The sequence below is a fragment of the Methylomonas sp. EFPC1 genome, assembly GCF_016925515.1.
GTDB classification, from domain to species: domain Bacteria; phylum Pseudomonadota; class Gammaproteobacteria; order Methylococcales; family Methylomonadaceae; genus Methylomonas; species Methylomonas defluvii.
This window is the reverse complement of sequence record NZ_CP070494.1, coordinates 1894172-1909123: the sequence shown is the minus strand read 5'-3', so window position 1 is coordinate 1909123 and position 14952 is coordinate 1894172. Positions and strand designations below refer to the sequence as shown.

General features: G+C 54.0%; 12 protein-coding genes. 3 read left to right on the top strand and 9 right to left on the bottom strand.

Features of this window, described 5'->3' with window-relative positions; all coding sequences use genetic code 11:
• Window positions 1–145: 145 nt before the first annotated feature.
• The 9 genes from JWZ98_RS08855 to ilvA form a co-directional block, all read right to left on the bottom strand.
• The gene (locus tag JWZ98_RS08855; protein WP_101051909.1) at window positions 146–1339 is read right to left on the bottom strand and encodes a type II secretion system protein; all 1194 of its coding nucleotides are present in this window, start codon (window positions 1337–1339) and stop codon (window positions 146–148) included.
• A complete protein-coding gene (locus JWZ98_RS08850) occupies window positions 1336–2013 on the bottom strand; it encodes a type II secretion system protein (RefSeq protein ID WP_165786268.1) in 678 nt (225 codons plus the stop codon). The genes JWZ98_RS08855 and JWZ98_RS08850 overlap by 4 nt, the downstream gene beginning before the upstream one ends.
• Window positions 2014–2147: 134 nt before the next feature.
• Window positions 2148–3890, bottom strand: coding sequence for an O-antigen ligase family protein (locus JWZ98_RS08845; RefSeq protein WP_205454006.1), 1743 nt, complete (start codon window positions 3888–3890; stop codon window positions 2148–2150).
• Window positions 3891–4348: 458 nt separating this feature from the next.
• Window positions 4349–5275, bottom strand: a complete 927-nt coding sequence (locus tag JWZ98_RS08840; RefSeq protein WP_205454005.1) for a type II secretion system protein — start codon at window positions 5273–5275, stop codon at window positions 4349–4351.
• A gap of 185 nt (window positions 5276–5460) precedes the next feature.
• Complete coding sequence (locus JWZ98_RS08835) at window positions 5461–5652, bottom strand: hypothetical protein (RefSeq protein WP_133120646.1); 192 nt, start codon at window positions 5650–5652, stop codon at window positions 5461–5463.
• A gap of 33 nt (window positions 5653–5685) precedes the next feature.
• Window positions 5686–6165 (bottom strand): SEL1-like repeat protein, encoded by a 480-nt coding sequence (locus tag JWZ98_RS08830; RefSeq protein WP_101051905.1) that lies wholly within the window; start codon window positions 6163–6165, stop codon window positions 5686–5688.
• On the bottom strand, window positions 6162–8012 hold the full coding sequence (locus JWZ98_RS08825; protein WP_205454004.1) for a type II secretion system protein GspD: 1851 nt from the start codon (window positions 8010–8012) through the stop codon (window positions 6162–6164). The genes JWZ98_RS08830 and JWZ98_RS08825 overlap by 4 nt, the downstream gene beginning before the upstream one ends.
• A gap of 8 nt (window positions 8013–8020) precedes the next feature.
• Window positions 8021–8323, bottom strand: coding sequence for a hypothetical protein (locus JWZ98_RS08820; protein ID WP_165786266.1), 303 nt, complete (start codon window positions 8321–8323; stop codon window positions 8021–8023).
• A 317-nt stretch (window positions 8324–8640) separates the two neighbouring features.
• Window positions 8641–10179, bottom strand: a complete 1539-nt coding sequence (gene ilvA / locus JWZ98_RS08815) for a threonine ammonia-lyase, biosynthetic (RefSeq protein ID WP_205454003.1) — start codon at window positions 10177–10179, stop codon at window positions 8641–8643.
• Window positions 10180–10369: 190 nt separating this feature from the next.
• On the opposite strand from ilvA, the gene rpiA reads away from it, so the two are divergent.
• The 3 genes from rpiA (at window position 10370) to JWZ98_RS08800 (ending at window position 14940) form a co-directional block, all read left to right on the top strand.
• A complete protein-coding gene (gene rpiA, locus JWZ98_RS08810; protein ID WP_101051903.1) occupies window positions 10370–11047 on the top strand; it encodes a ribose-5-phosphate isomerase RpiA in 678 nt (225 codons plus the stop codon).
• A gap of 207 nt (window positions 11048–11254) precedes the next feature.
• On the top strand, window positions 11255–12928 hold the full coding sequence (locus tag JWZ98_RS08805; RefSeq protein WP_205454002.1) for a formate--tetrahydrofolate ligase: 1674 nt from the start codon (window positions 11255–11257) through the stop codon (window positions 12926–12928).
• Between the two features lie 134 nt (window positions 12929–13062).
• On the top strand, window positions 13063–14940 hold the full coding sequence (locus JWZ98_RS08800) for a methyl-accepting chemotaxis protein (RefSeq protein ID WP_205454001.1): 1878 nt from the start codon (window positions 13063–13065) through the stop codon (window positions 14938–14940).
• Window positions 14941–14952: the final 12 nt, after the last annotated feature.

The window sequence follows — 14952 nt, the reverse complement described above, 5'->3', positions numbered from 1 at the left end:
AGGGGAATAAATAAAGGAAGAAGCGATATTTTGATCCCCTCATCCCAACCTTCTCCCAGGGGGAGAAGGGGCTTTTTCCTTAGCGTATTGGCAGTGACGGCCCGCAGTGAGAGCACATGGCGGGACCGATTCGGACAAAGTGGACTCATGGAATGATCCAATTTAGGGCCAAATTCAGTGTCTGGCGGGGTAAGACACTGAAACTGCGGATGTTGCTTACAGCCGGAACTGGATTTTCGGCCACACAATCGCCGTCGAAAATTCGGTAGTTATCCGGGTCACCAGACGGTACTTCGTGGCAAATGATTGCATACCCGCGTTGTCCGATAGGCAAAAGTGGCGGCGTGCTCAACTTAAAGCTCTCGGTTTTTTGACTGCTCCCCAATACTGATTCCTTTGTCAAAACCAAGTAATCAGGGGTTCCTTCGTCCGAATCGATGTAATCCGTCAAATCGGATAAATAAAGGCGCAACACCAAATTAACTGGGTTGGGCGTTGGCAATGGTGCCCCACTTTGATTCTCAAACGTCACACTCACTGCCGCCGGTAATGGCACCTGCCAATCGGCGCTGACAATCAGTTGCGGCGCGGCCACGTCATCGGTGGCAACAGCTAAATCCATGCCTTCGCTAGCTAAACTGGCGGTCGCTGCGGTTACGCTGTAATCCCAGCCTGAATCCAGCGCATCAGCGGCCGCATTCGCGCCCTCGTTGCCATAGCCGTCTCTAAAACGCAGGCCGCCGCCGGATTCCGGGATAACCTGTAAATAGGGGCCGCGCCAGCCCATGCCGACACCGGTGTCTTGATCCAAATGCCAATCGCTAACGATTTCGGTGTCGTCGCACGGCGATTCAAAGGTTTTCGGAACGGTGGCGGGAAGCACCTCGTCACCGAGCCTCAATAACTCCGCCAAACATAAGGGCAAGCGCCCCATATCGGCCACGAAGCCGCTAAGCTCCGGCGCGCCGTTCACGGTGCGAGTCGGGTCGCCGACGATGGCTTTACGGATCAGTTCCATCCGGCGTTTGGTTTCGTCGTATTTAGCTTGATCTTCCACGCCCTCGGTCAGCATCAGACCGGTGGACGCCACCAGTGCCATCAAAAAAATCACCAGCAACATTTCCAGCAGGGTAAAGCCGCGCTCGGATTTGTGATGTATCGAACCGACCGCAGGTAGGGTGGATAAGCGCAGCGCATCCACCGGGATAGGTTTGCATGCGGTGGATGCGCTGCGCTTATCCACCCTACTCGCTGTGCCCAAAAGCTGGCATCGATTCCCACGGCGGAGCGCGATAGCCTGCGCTTTGGCGTTTTTGGCGATTTCGATCAATAAGTTCATCTCAACAAACACAGCACGGTATCGTCACCACCGCCGGCCAGCTGGCAAGTGCCGGGCGTTGGGTTATCGTCGGTTTTATCCGGACCCAGGCTGACCAGCCGGGCTTTGTCGGCGTCATCCAAATCCAGCATGAGGTAATTGGCTTGATAGGCATCGGTAATCACCCACAAATTATCGACACCGGCATAACTCATCAGAGCGCTTTTGCGTTGCAAATACGGGCCGTTCCAACCACGATGGGTGTCCGGATTCCAGCCGTTGCCGGAAGGATCGGCAAACAGCATCCAGAAATTGGCCGGCGATTCGCACCAGGCCAGTTTTGCGGCGTCGGTAGTGCCCGCTTCGGAAGGTAAATTGACTAAATCCGGGTTGATTTTGCCGGCGTTTGCCGGGTCCTCGCAGACATAAACCCCCTGCCCCGGCAAATCGTTGCTACCGCTATCGCGGCGAAACTGCAACAACGCATTGCGGATTTCCGCGATTTCAAACCGGGTAGCGTCTTGGCGGCCTTGATCCTGCACGCCTTCGTAAGCCAGCACCGCCATCCCAGCCACCACGGCCATCAGCGCAATCACCGCCAATAGTTCCAGCAGGGTAAAACCAGCTTGCGACCGAATTTTCACGGTTTTGGAACGCACGGCGGCAACATCGCGCCAGGCGACGGACCGTAACATCCCGCTAAAAACAAACAATAAACACCTCATTTACTTGCTTGTGAAAATTAAAAACTTAGCCAGCCCTCGTTTCCGATTCACTGGCATTAAGTTGGCGTCACGCCGGCATCGGCACCCAATCAAATATGTCTCAGTTAAAGTTGCTTGGCAGGCGCGCCGCTGCTGGTGACCACTTTTGCACCCAGCGTGGAGGCCAGCATCGGCAACATGAAATTAACCTTGGCACTGTCCGGGCCTTTAAGATGGAAAAGGTCGACAATAAACTTTGAGGCATCATTCGGATAAGCGGCCAAGGCCCGGCTCAGCGTGTTTTTGGATGCTTGCTGATCGCCGTTCAGGGCTTGCATCAGCGCCAGCCGGTACACTAAATTGTTGGCCGGCACAAAACGCACGGCAACATCCGCCAATACAGTCAGTTGCGGCCGCATCGCCAAATCATCGGGCTGACCGGTAAACGTAAAAATCATCGGCACATAAGGCTCGAGCAGCGGCGCTTGCGTCACCGCTTTTTGACAGACATCCACCAGATGATCGGAGCGTTGCTGAGAGGGTTGCGCCACCGTCGCTAACAACGCCAACTCCATGCGCAGATAGTGGGTTTCATGTACAACTGCCACGGACGCGGCGGCAGCAATGCAGAAGCCGGCTATGACAGTGCCGGTTTTTTTCCAGGCTATCGGCCGGCTCAACTCATCACCCAAGCCCAATACCATCGCGGCAACCCCTAAAAACGGCGCGTACCACAGCGGGTATTCCAACATGCTGTGAATGCCCAAAATGGCCGCCAACAACATCAGCCAAGTTTTAAACGCTTGCTGCGTTGTCCCCTCGCCCACGGCCAGCACCGGACGAATCCAGCGGCTGATAGCCAACAACAGCAGCAATACCGGTAATAAACCCAGTTCGGCCAACAAGTGCAAAATCAAGTTGTGCGCGTGTTCGATGTAGGTGGGGAGTGCCGGAATATATTGACCAGCTTGAAAGTACGCAGTATCGAATTGCCCGAACCCTTGGCCCAGCAAGGGCTGCTGCAAAAACAAGTGCCAGGCCACTTGCCAGATATGCCAGCGCGGCGACGCGCCGCTGGTTGGTTGTAGCATGCGTTCCGCCGAGCTCAGTTGCGCGTCCGGCAAAACACCCAGAGACCACAAACCCTGCAAGGCTAGATAGCCGAAAAGGCCTAAACCAATGGGTTTCAACCAGGCGGAACGGTAGCGCCAAGCGATGACAAAGATGGCTAGCCAATACAATAAAACGCTACGAGAAGGCGTCAGGCTCAAGCCCAGCATCAGGCTAAACCCGCAGAATGCAAATACCCACCGAGGTAGACGACCAAACGCATGCCAGTACAATAAAGACACACTGCCCAAGGCCAACAAATCACCGTAATTGTTGGCTTGACCCACGCCGCCCCAATCGCCGGTTTCCCCGGATAGCCGTCCGAAAAGCTCACGCCAGGCCACCAGCGCGGCAGCCGTTACCAAACCGCCGGCCAGCCAGCCGCCGACCCGTTCGCCACCAAACTGTTGCCGCAAATGGGCCATCAAGACCATCATCAGCGCGGCCCAAGCCAAGTAAGCCATCCCCATATAGGCATGCGGTACGACGACTTGCGGCAACAGTTTGGTTTGTAACGCCAGATAGGCGGCCAACGTTAATGGCAACCATAGCGTGCGAGGTAGCTGCAAATGCTCGCTACGCCACAAGCTTGGCAATGCCGCCGCACAAGCCAGCAATCCGCCGACTACCGCCAGCCATTCCAGATGAAAGGTGGTTACCGGCTGTAAATGCCAGGGCGCCAGCCAAGGCAAAATCGGCAACAAGCCCAATAGCAATAGGCTGAGCGGTGGAAGTTTGGAGAAGTAGAGCGATTTCATCGTTTATTGTCAGTTTTTGGTTGTGTTGCGCTTTTCGAACCATGAGCGGCTCTTGTGCCCTTGGGTCTAACCATTCGCCCTTCGACTAGCTCAGTATCCTCACGGGCATTAAGGCGACCACGATATTTAATGACCGGATAATAGGCCGTCATTCCGCCAGGGATGCACTTCGCGCGCTTACGACTATCGAAATCCAGGTTGGCCAGCGGTAAAACGCCGTCGCCATCCTGGGAGTCCGGACTTCGGCAATCTCTGCCGAGGTAGCGCTTAATAAATGGCTTTGCCGCTCATACGCGGCAAGGCCTAAAGGCTGCCATCTGCAATGCCCACCTGTTCCAAATGCGACCGTCCGAAATGGCGAAAGGCCCAGTACCTGCTAGCTCTAAACTCTGTAACAAAGCCCAGAGCTAGCAGGGATTCCCACGGCGAACCGTGGGAACCGGCTTACCTAGCTAAACTTAGTTAGGGTTTTGAGCGGCGATGTTTTCGTCGATCATCCGGCCTTCAGTGTCGACCACGGCCAGCAGACGAGGTTTGGTGAACAACTCACCAGCAACGATGTTGTTGTCCTCGGCACCCCCATTCGCGCCATCTTGGCCGACGTGGAACAAGGCGATGTAACGAGCATAAGTCGTAGCCGGATTGATGTTTTGGCTGACGAAAGTCGGCGCGGTCGAAATAGCCACAGAAGAATTGCTGGTGCTATGCGCGGCATCGTGGCCAAAGCCCAGAGCGATCACCAAGTTGCATTGGTCGCTTTCCAGTGAGTCGTTGATGACGTTTTGACGATCACCGTCCGCAATCGCCATGGCGTTACCGTCCAACTTGTTACCCAATGCAACTGTGTTGACCTGGCAAGCTGCAGTACCGAAAGTTGGCAGGATGGCCACGTTGGTGACAGCGGCCCAATCGTTTTCGGTAGCATCACCGTTATTTTGGGTGGCGCCTTCATTGTGTTGCAAGTTAGGTTCTACACCAGTGGTCGGTGTTGCAGTGGTGCGTTGCTGTATTTCCGTTATTCCAACTGCCGCCATCGCGGTGTTTAAAGCTTGACCAAACGGTGTAGCCGAAGTTGGTACCGCCCAGTTGGCAAAGCGCTGAGAGGTCCTTTCAGACAAGAAGCCAGGGCTGACACCGCCGGTGGTTACCAAGTTGTCCCACTGATCAGGGAAACGTTGAGTCACCGCGCGATAGTTACGAATCGCACCGTCAGCGGTAGAAGTGCTATTGGACGCGGCGGTGGCTTGCGCGCTGTCGCCAATACCGTCATACGCCACCAATGCCGCCGTCGCCAACGTAGCGATCAGCGTGATAACGACCAGCAGTTCCAGCAAGGTGAAACCCGCTTGTCTGCGTTGCAGTCTTTTAATTTGTTTCATTTTCATACTGTTTTCTCAAATATAAATGCCGCAACTGCCTCACGCAGCCTGTTGGTCATCTTAATTTTTTATGGTTTTTGATGTGACCCCATCACACTCGTTTTACACTGCGCATCCGTGCGCGGATTAGTCCTGAATTCTCTGTTCTTGTCCCCGCTCTAAGGCTCCCGCGTGGGGATGCATACTCTGCTTCAAAAACCGCTATCCACCACAAAGCGATATTGTTTGCCGCAGTGCAGAATCACTTCTTTTTGCTGACGCTTGAGAATTTTGACCTCGACCCGGATTTCACCGAAGCCGTCGTGTTGCAATACTTCATCAAGCAATTCCATCAGCTTGCTTTTGACGGGTTGGGCTTGCATGTGGTTATCGTTTCTCGTCATCTGTTTTTTCTCCCTCATTCAATTCAAGCGTGTTCATTGCGCCGGCAAGGCCAGTTTGTAACCGCTATGGCGGGCCTGATTCAGCCAATATTCGGCTTTTTCCTGCTGCTCCGGATCGGGATTGGTGGCGTGCACCCGGTACAGCATGTATTGAGCGTGGGCATGCCCCTGGCGGGCGGCGGATTCGAACCAGCGCCCCGCCAGCGTCATGTCCTGTGGACCACCCAATCCCAGGTAATACAGTTCACCCAGCAGGGCCTGGCTATTGGCGTCGCCGGACCCGGCGGCGCGATGGCACCAATCGAAGGCTTGGGCAAAATTGATCTTGCGCAATTTGTCGCCGTAACGGTAGGCGTAACAGTTTTCGGTGGCGATGTCGGCCGGGGTATCCAGACCCATGTGGTTGGGCTGGCAGGCGCTGGAAAGTGCGGCGGCCAGTGCTAGACCGGAAGCTCTGCTTACCGAGCCCTTGCGGTGGGATACGCGGAGTGTGTTCAAAATGTCGCGGCTCATTGATCCGACTCCCTCAGGCGCGGCGGCGCGCAAAACTCGCCGCAAACAGGTTCGTCCGGATTTTCGGGTTTGGGCACCGGCTTGGCTTGCATGGCGGTGTCCGGTGCGTAGCGGTGGTATTTGTCAGTCGGATCGTATTGTTCGTGGTGATCGTTGCCTTGATTTAATACGTAAGGCGTAATCAGCAACACCATTTCGGATTTGCTGTCGGCGTCGGTGGTTTGTCTAAATATGTTACCGAGCAGCGGTATGTCAGCAAGATAGGGTACCTTGCGTCTTTCACGAGAAAATCTGTCGCGAATCAAACCACCCACCGCGACGGTGTAGCCGTGCCTAGCAAAAATTTCGCCTTCCATGCGGGCTGTGGTAACGGTATCCACCGGTAATTCAATCACGACTCCACCCGTGCTATTTGTTACCGGAATAGATGCGGCTCTCTCGTTTAGTGTGGAGTTTTCCTGTTTGAGCTGGATATGGATGGTACCGTCGGCATTGATGTGTGGAGTGACTTCCAGAGTGGTGCCTATCTCCTTTAACTCGGTTTCCGGGGTGGAAATGGTGCGGGTGGTATTCAGGTTATCGATGTTGTCGATGGAATAGCCACGCACCATGATGCGTTCCTCGCCGATGAACAGGTTAGCCGGACGATGATTGGACGCCACCAGCATGGGATTGGAAACCACGTTGACGCGGTTGTTCTTCTCCAAAAATTCGATATTGGCCTTAACCTTGTCACTAAGAAATTCGTAAACAAAACTGCCGCCGCCGCTCAGGGCGGCGGCACCGCCCATGATCAAAGGATTGAGGCTATCGCCTTGAATCTTGGTATTTTTGATTTCGAAGTTGAACAAGGAGCTAAAGTCTTCGCCAACTTTGACGTCGATAATCTTCATTTCCAGCATTACTTGATTTTGCGGTTTGTCGAGTTGCTCAACCAGGCTGGAAATGGATTTAAGAATGGCATTGTCGCTGGTCTTGACGATCAGCTGGTTGTGTTCGGCGTTGATGGTGACGTATATCACTTTGTTGATGCCGGACACCTCGGACAGTTCGCCGGGATCGACACGTTTGCCGTCGGCACCGAGTTCCGCGAGTTGTTCGACGCTTAAATCCTTGGGTACTTCTTCGCGGAAACCTTGCTGTAAATTGCCGTACCGACCGCCGGCTGCGCCTTGATTGCCCATGCCGCCGGAAAAACGGTTGTTACGTCCGCCGTACATATTGCCGCTGCTGCTACCCCCAAAGCCGCCTTGAAAACCTCCGACTCCGCCGCCCATGCCGCCACCGAAGCCGGTATTGCCCATACCGCGGTTATTGCCGAAACCGCCGCTACGGCCGTTGCCGCCACGCCCATTCATGCCACCCATGCCGCTCAACATCATCGCGTTGCCGTAAGACACTCGTACCCGATTGCCATACAGACTTTCGATAGCCATAGCCACCGCCATGACATTGGGGTTGCGCAATTGAAACACGCGCACGTTGTCGTCTTGGCCCATCACCAGATCTTTGCTGTACTCTTCCTTGGTCATCAGTCTGAAGGTACCGGCATCGCCGTTATCCTGGCGGTACCAAAGATCGCTGATGCGGCAAATCGTGCGAATGGCGTCTTCCAAGCTGACTTTTTTTAAAAAAATCGTCACATTCTTTTTGCCGGCTTCCGGGGTCGCAACGATATTGACGTTGGCGTCTTCGGACAGGACGCGGATGATGTCGGAGACCTGGGAGTTTTTGAACTCCAGCTCCTGAATTTCGAAAGACTTAGCGGCAGCAAGCACGGTAAAGCCTGCCGACAGCAGCATGAGCATGCATAACACCCTGATGTGCTTTGGTTTGACGATTTTCAATTACACCCTCAGTAACTTGATAATTCATGTTTTGCACTTATCGAAAACTTTGGCGCACCCGGACGCTTTAGTCCCAAGCCGCTTGTCGTTTGCGTATCAGCAGGCTGTTTAAAATTTGAATATAAAGATGCTTCCGCCACGTTGTAAAAACCGTTGATCAAGCCGTCCTTAACCGAGCCCAAACCGCATGGATAAGTCGAAGCGTGCCCTCCATGGCTCTGGCTATCCGCATCCTGGCGGGAACGACGGTTTTTTGGGTCTGACAGAAGCATCTTTATATTCAAATCGCCATAGCACAAAATGGCGCGCATTGTATGTTGGCGAATTCCCAGTTGTCGTTAGGAGGAAATCCCGAATTATTTGCCAATAATTCCGGGCGTTAAGAAGGGCGATGCAATAATTTTCCGTAATACCGCACGCATTAATTTGCAAGACCCGCGGCTTTCGGGCCTGGGATCTCGACATAAACGCAGTGGCAGCCGGTTAATCAAGCGGCTAGTGAACCGGCATTATTTAACGCCGGTATCTCGGCCTGGCAAAGCTTGTCGAGACCAGTTGGGGACTGGGGCTGCGACAAATTGTGTGGCAGCGGTGGGACAGGAGGGAGAAATTTGGAGCGGAAGTATTTTTAGTTTTTGATCTCGGCAGACTCACTACCGCCGACAAACAGGCGATAGGCCGGGTTGCCGGTTTCATCTCGATACGCAAGCGCCAAAGCCGATAAACATTGCTCGAAGCGCCTGCGTTGTTCGCCGTCGATCTGCAGACCGATCAACACCTTGCCAAACGCGGCGCCGTGATTGCGGTAATGAAACAGGCTGATATTCCACTGACTGCCCAGCGACAGCAGAAATTTCAGCAGCGCGCCGGGACGCTCCGGAAACTGGATGCTGTAGACGCTCTCCTTCAACTCGAATGGCGCATGCCCGCCGACCATATAGCGGATGTGGTCTTTGGCCAGTTCGTTGCCGGTCATATCGGTTACCGGAAAACCGTCTGCGACCAGCTGTTCGATCAGATGCTGGCGGTCGTTTTCCGCGCCGCTGCTGCTGATCCCTACAAACACTTGGGCCATGCGCGCGTCGAAATAGCGGTAATTGAACTCGGTGATGCTGCGCTTGCCGATCATTTTGCAAAACCTTAAAAAGCTGCCCGGCACCTCCGGTATTTCCACCGCCAGCAATATTTCCCGATGCTCGCCTACCAAAGTACGCTCGGCGACATAGCGCAAGCGGTCGAAATTGATATTGGCGCCGCTGTCGATGGCAATCAGCGTGTGCTGTTGCAGGTGTTGCTGTTCGGCGTATTTTTTCAATCCCGCCACCGCCAGCGCGCCGGCCGGCTCGGCAACCGAGCGGGTATCGTCGAAAATGTCTTTGATCGCCGCGCAGATCTCGTCCGTGCCGACAGTGACGACCTGATCGACATACTGCCTGGCAATGCGAAACGGTTCTCCACCAATTTGCTTCACCGCCACGCCGTCGGCGAACAAACCGACTTGTTCCAATATTACGCGCTGGCCGGCTTTTAAAGCTTGATTTAAACAATCGGCGTCATCAGGTTCCACCGCGATGACCTTGATGTCCGGGCGTACGAACTTGACATAGGCGGCGATGCCGGCCACCAGACCACCTCCGCCGACCGGCACGAATATCGCGTGAATATCGCCGTTGTGTTGGCGCAGGATTTCCATGCCAACAGTGCCTTGCCCGGCTATCACTTCCGGATCGTCGTAAGGATGGATAAACGTCATGCCTTTCTCGGCGACCAATTCCATGGCATGGGCATAAGCATCGTCGTAGGAATCGCCATGCAGCACGATTTTCGCGCCGCGTGCCTTGACCGACTTGATCTTGATTTCCGGCGTGGTTTTCGGCATCACAATCAGAGCTTTAATCCCCAATTTCTTGGCCGCCAATGCCACGCCTTGGGCGTGATTGCCGGCCGACGCGGCGATGACGCCGTGCGCGGTTTGTTCGGATGTCAGCGAGGCGATTTTGTTATAGGCACCGCGCAATTTAAACGAGAATACCGGCTGTAAATCTTCGCGTTTCAGATAAACCTTGTTGTTGATTTTCTCCGACAGCGTAGCGGCAAAATCCAGTGGGGTTTCCTCGGCAACGTCGTAGACTTTTGCCCGCAATATCTTTTCTATATATTTTTGCATTATTGTCCTCGGCAACTGCTGGCGCACTTGCCGTCCATACTTGGGTTCTGGGGCTGTGGAGGCGAAGCTGCCTGGAGCCGGTTAGGCGTAAAAACTGCTGAGAGATCAGCGTCAATCGGTTATTATCCCACACAATGACGGGTTAAACGCCGTGTCAGATTTATAAGAGCAATCCATCAGGACCATCACCATGACCCAAGACGAATTAAAAAAACAAGTCGCCCAGGCTGCCCTGCAATATTTGAAAAACGTGCCCATCATTGGCATGGGTACCGGCTCGACCGTCACGCATTTGATCAACTTGCTGGCCGACTGCGATTTCAAAAGAGACATCGAAGGCGCGGTATCCAGCTCGGCGAAAACCACCGAACATTTGCAATCCATTGGCATTCGCGTCATCGACCTGAACCAATCCGGCGATCTGGATATTTATGTGGACGGTGCCGACGAAGTCACCCCGCATAAAAAAATGCTGAAAGGCGGCGGCGGCGCACTGACCCGCGAGAAAATCATCGCCGGCGCCAGCAAGAAATTTGTCTGTATCGTTGACGAAAGCAAATGCGTGGACGTGATGGGCAAGTTTCCGTTACCGGTGGAAGTATTACCTTTGTCGCGCAGCTTCGTGGCTCGCCAATTGGCTAAACTGGGCGGCCAACCAGAATTGCGCATGAACAAAGATACCGGCGCCAGCTACATCACCGACAACGGTTGCGAGATTCTGGACGTGCATAATTTGAGCATCCTGGACCCTATCGAGTTGGAAAAAACCATCAACAATATCCCCGGCGTGATCACCAACGGTCTGTTTGCGATCCGCGACGCGGATGTGGTGTTGGTCGGTAAAGGCAGCGAAGTCATTACTTACTAAACCGCGTTACCCGCTATTGCGATAGGTTGTCCGGCGCGACGACCTCAGTCGCCGAAAAGCCGGCAGCGCCTTACCCATAAAGCCTTGCCGGCTTTTCCCCATTAAATTTCTGGCTGCCCCAGCCTTAGAACTCTACAATATCCGCCCATCGCAGCCGCCGGCTGCTCTGCTTTATTGCCACATTTCTCAGAGTATTTAGGAACTACCATGTCTGACATTGAAATTGCCCAACAGGCAAGCATGCGCCCAATTATTGATTTGGCCGGCGAAAAATTCGGCATTCCCGCCGCACATCTGGACCCTTACGGTCATTACAAAGCCAAGATTTCCCTGGAATATGTCAACAGCCTGACCGATAAAACCGACGGCAAACTGATTTTAGTCACCGCCATCAGCCCCACCCCGGCCGGCGAAGGTAAAACCACCACCACGGTAGGTCTAGGCGATGCCTTGAACAGGTTGGGTAAAAAAACCATTATCTGCCTGCGCGAACCTTCGCTGGGCCCTTGCTTCGGTGTAAAAGGCGGCGCGGCCGGCGGCGGTTACTCGCAAGTAGTGCCGATGGAAGACATCAATCTGCATTTTACCGGCGACTTTCACGCCATCGGTGTGGCGCACAATTTATTGTCGGCGTTGATTGATAACCATATCAATCACGGCAACAAACTGGACATCGACCCGCGCCGCATCCAATGGAAGCGGGTAATCGACATGAACGACCGGGCGTTGCGCAAAATCACCATAGGCCAAGGCGGGCCGGCCAACGGCTATTTGCGCGAAGACGGCTTCGACATCGTCGTCGCATCGGAAGTGATGGCCATCCTCTGCCTGGCCACCAGCCGCGCCGACTTGAAGGAGCGCTTGGGCCACATCGTCATCGGCTACAAATCCGATAAAGTCACGCCGGTTTATGCCAGCGATCTGAAAGCCCACGGTGCGATGGCGGCGATCTTAAAAGATGCGATCAAACCTAACCTGGTACAAACCCTGGAAAACAATCTGGCGATTATTCATGGTGGCCCGTTTGCCAACATCGCCCACGGTTGCAACACCGTCACCGCCACCAAAACCGCGTTGAAGCTGGCCGATTATGCGGTCACCGAAGCCGGCTTTGGTGCCGACTTGGGCGCGGAAAAATTTCTGGACATCAAATGCCGGATGTCGGGTTTAAAGCCCTCGGCGGTGGTATTGGTCGCCACGGTACGCGCTTTGAAATTCCACGGCGGCGTGGCTAAAGACGATTTGAACCAGGAAAACCTGGCGGCACTGGAACAAGGTTTTGCCAATCTGGAGCGCCATCTGCATAACATTACCCAGCATTACGGCCTGCCCTGCGTGGTCAGTATCAATCATTTCACCTTCGACACCGACGCCGAAATTGCCTTGTTGCAGCAGAAATGCGAAGCGTTGGGCGTGAAATGCGTAGTCGCCAAGCACTGGGCCCACGGAGGTGCCGGCGCGGAACAGCTGGCTCAGGAGATACTGAACATCGTCGATCATCGCGAACCCGGCTTTAGCTACGTTTACGACAGCGAACTGCCGCTGTGGAATAAGATCGAAGCCATCGCCACCAAGCTATACGGCGCGGCAAACATCAGCGCCAGCCCGAAAATTCGCGCCGAGTTGAAGGCGCTGCAAGCCAACTACGGTCATTTCCCGGTCTGCATGGCGAAAACCCAAATGTCGTTTTCCACCAACCCCAATGCCAAGGGCGCGCCGTCCGACCATACGGTGGAAATCAATGAAGTACGTCTGGCTAACGGCGCCGGCTTCATCGTGGCGATTGCCGGTGACATGATGACGATGCCCGGCTTACCCAAAGTACCGGCCGCCGAGCGTATCGATATTAGCGACGACGGCGTGATCAGCGGTTTGTTCTAAATATCGCTAGGCAAATTGGGTCGATTGTTCGAATTTTTTGCAATGCAATCGGCCCGTTTCCTTCAACCTTACACGTAGCAGGTATAAGCACCCTGGACTATGCTTGAGCATATGAATAGTCGCCGGGAGTGGACATGCTTGACCTGAAAACCGTTAAATTCAGCCACAAAATAGCGGCCCTATCGCTGATACCCTTAGCAGGCTTACTGCTAATGGCCTCCTTCGTGGTCTACACCCATATTGTGGAGATGCAGTCAGCGGCAAAGATTATCTCCTTAGCCAACTTTTCCGTGTACGCCAGCGATCTGGTGCATGAATTACAAAAAGAACGCGGCTTGTCGGTCGGGCATTTGGGTAGTGGCGGCCAGAAATTTAAACAAGAACTGGAGCAACAACGCTTAGCCACCGACGAAAAACTGAAACAACTGAATGCTTTTCTCAAAGCATTCGACACCAAAGCCGCCGCCACCAATCTGGCGGCTGGTTTGGCTGCGGTAGACCGGCAAATCGACCAACTCGACGAGACTCGCCAGTCGGTCACCGCTTTAAGCGCCAGCGGCGAAGTTACCATCAATTACTATTCCAATCTAAATGCCGCCTATCTGGCCATCATCGCCCAGTTGCCGCAATTGAGCACCAATGTAGAAATCAATCACAAGCTGGATGCCTATGCCAATTTTCTGAAAGGCAAGGAGCAAGCGGGCGTGGAGCGGGCCGTGTTGGCGAACACTTTTGCCAAGGACGCTTTTGGCCCCGGCATGTATGAAAAACTGGTGACCCTGATCGCTTTTCAGAATACTTATCTGGATATTTTCGCCTCTGTCGCCCCCCAGCAGTACCTGGATTTTTTACAACACACGTTGCGCGGACAGTTTATTGACGAAACGGCGGCGATGCGCAGCAAAGCTCTGAGCAATGCCGATAAAGGCGGTTTTGGGGTAGACCCGGCCCACTGGTTTGCCATGCAAACCGGCAAGATCAATCTGTTGAAAGACGTGGAAAACTATATCGCCAAAGACACCATAGACTCGTCCAAGGCGATTGAAAACAGCGCCAGTCGCCGATTGTTGTTCAACGGCGTGTTTATTATTGTGGTAGCGGGGTTGTCTTTTTCGCTATTTTGGATACTGCGTAAGGACATAGCCGCTCAGTTGGGCGGAGAACCGTGGCAGGTCAATAATCTGGCGGTCAATATCGCCGCCGGGAAACTGGAACGGCGCGGCATGCCGCAAGCGGAGCAACATGTCGGCATTTTTGCCGCAATGTTGACCATGCAAAAACGTCTGGCCGATGTAATCGGCACTATCGGCAGCTGTTCGGCGCAAATCGCTCAAGCCTCTACTGAAGTCAATAATGCCGCGCAAACACTCAGTCAAAGCAGCTGCGAACAAGCGGCCAGTATCGAACAAACCAGCGCCGCACTGGAACAATTGACCGGGTCGGTGGAACACAACCACGAGAATGCCCAGACTACGGAAAAAATAGCGCTTACCGCCGCCGAATCGGCGCAAAGCGGTGAACAAGCGATCAGAGACACCGTGGAGGCGATGAACAAAATCGCCGAAAAAATCGGCCTAATCGAAGCGATTGCCTACCAAACCAACTTGCTGTCATTAAACGCTTCGATCGTCGCCGCCAAAGCGGGCGAACACGGCGCCGGTTTCTCGGTGGTAGCGACCGAGGTGCGAAAGTTGGCAACCCGCAGCCAGGATACCGCCAACGAAATCGGCGAACTAGCCAATACCGGCCTGGACATCGCCCTAAACGCCGGCCGTATCTTCAGCCAAATGCTGCCCAGCATTCAAAAAACCGCTACGCTCGTACAGGAAATAGCCATCGCATCCGACGAACAGGCTGCCGGCGTCCGGCAAATCAGTCAAGCGGTAGGACAATTGGATACGGCCATTCAGCATAACGCGGCAGCTTCAGAGCAATTGGCCGCCACTGCTGAAGAATTAAACGATCAAAGCCAAACGCTCATGCGAGAAGTTGGCTTTTTTAAGATGCAATAACAAAAAGATGAC

Coding starts and splice junctions, on each gene's coding strand:
- rpiA (WP_101051903.1), top strand. CDS start 10,370: ATGACCCAAGACGAATTAAAAAAACAAGTCGCCCAGGCTGCCCTGCAA.
- JWZ98_RS08805 (WP_205454002.1), top strand. CDS start 11,255: ATGTCTGACATTGAAATTGCCCAACAGGCAAGCATGCGCCCAATTATT.
- JWZ98_RS08830 (WP_101051905.1), bottom strand. CDS start 6,165: ATGAGCCGCGACATTTTGAACACACTCCGCGTATCCCACCGCAAGGGC.
- ilvA (WP_205454003.1), bottom strand. CDS start 10,179: ATGCAAAAATATATAGAAAAGATATTGCGGGCAAAAGTCTACGACGTT.
- JWZ98_RS08820 (WP_165786266.1), bottom strand. CDS start 8,323: ATGCGCGCCATTTTGTGCTATGGCGATTTGAATATAAAGATGCTTCTG.
- JWZ98_RS08850 (WP_165786268.1), bottom strand. CDS start 2,013: ATGTTACGGTCCGTCGCCTGGCGCGATGTTGCCGCCGTGCGTTCCAAA.
- JWZ98_RS08845 (WP_205454006.1), bottom strand. CDS start 3,890: ATGAAATCGCTCTACTTCTCCAAACTTCCACCGCTCAGCCTATTGCTA.
- JWZ98_RS08800 (WP_205454001.1), top strand. CDS start 13,063: ATGCTTGACCTGAAAACCGTTAAATTCAGCCACAAAATAGCGGCCCTA.
- JWZ98_RS08855 (WP_101051909.1), bottom strand. CDS start 1,339: ATGAACTTATTGATCGAAATCGCCAAAAACGCCAAAGCGCAGGCTATC.
- JWZ98_RS08835 (WP_133120646.1), bottom strand. CDS start 5,652: ATGACGAGAAACGATAACCACATGCAAGCCCAACCCGTCAAAAGCAAG.
- JWZ98_RS08840 (WP_205454005.1), bottom strand. CDS start 5,275: ATGAAAATGAAACAAATTAAAAGACTGCAACGCAGACAAGCGGGTTTC.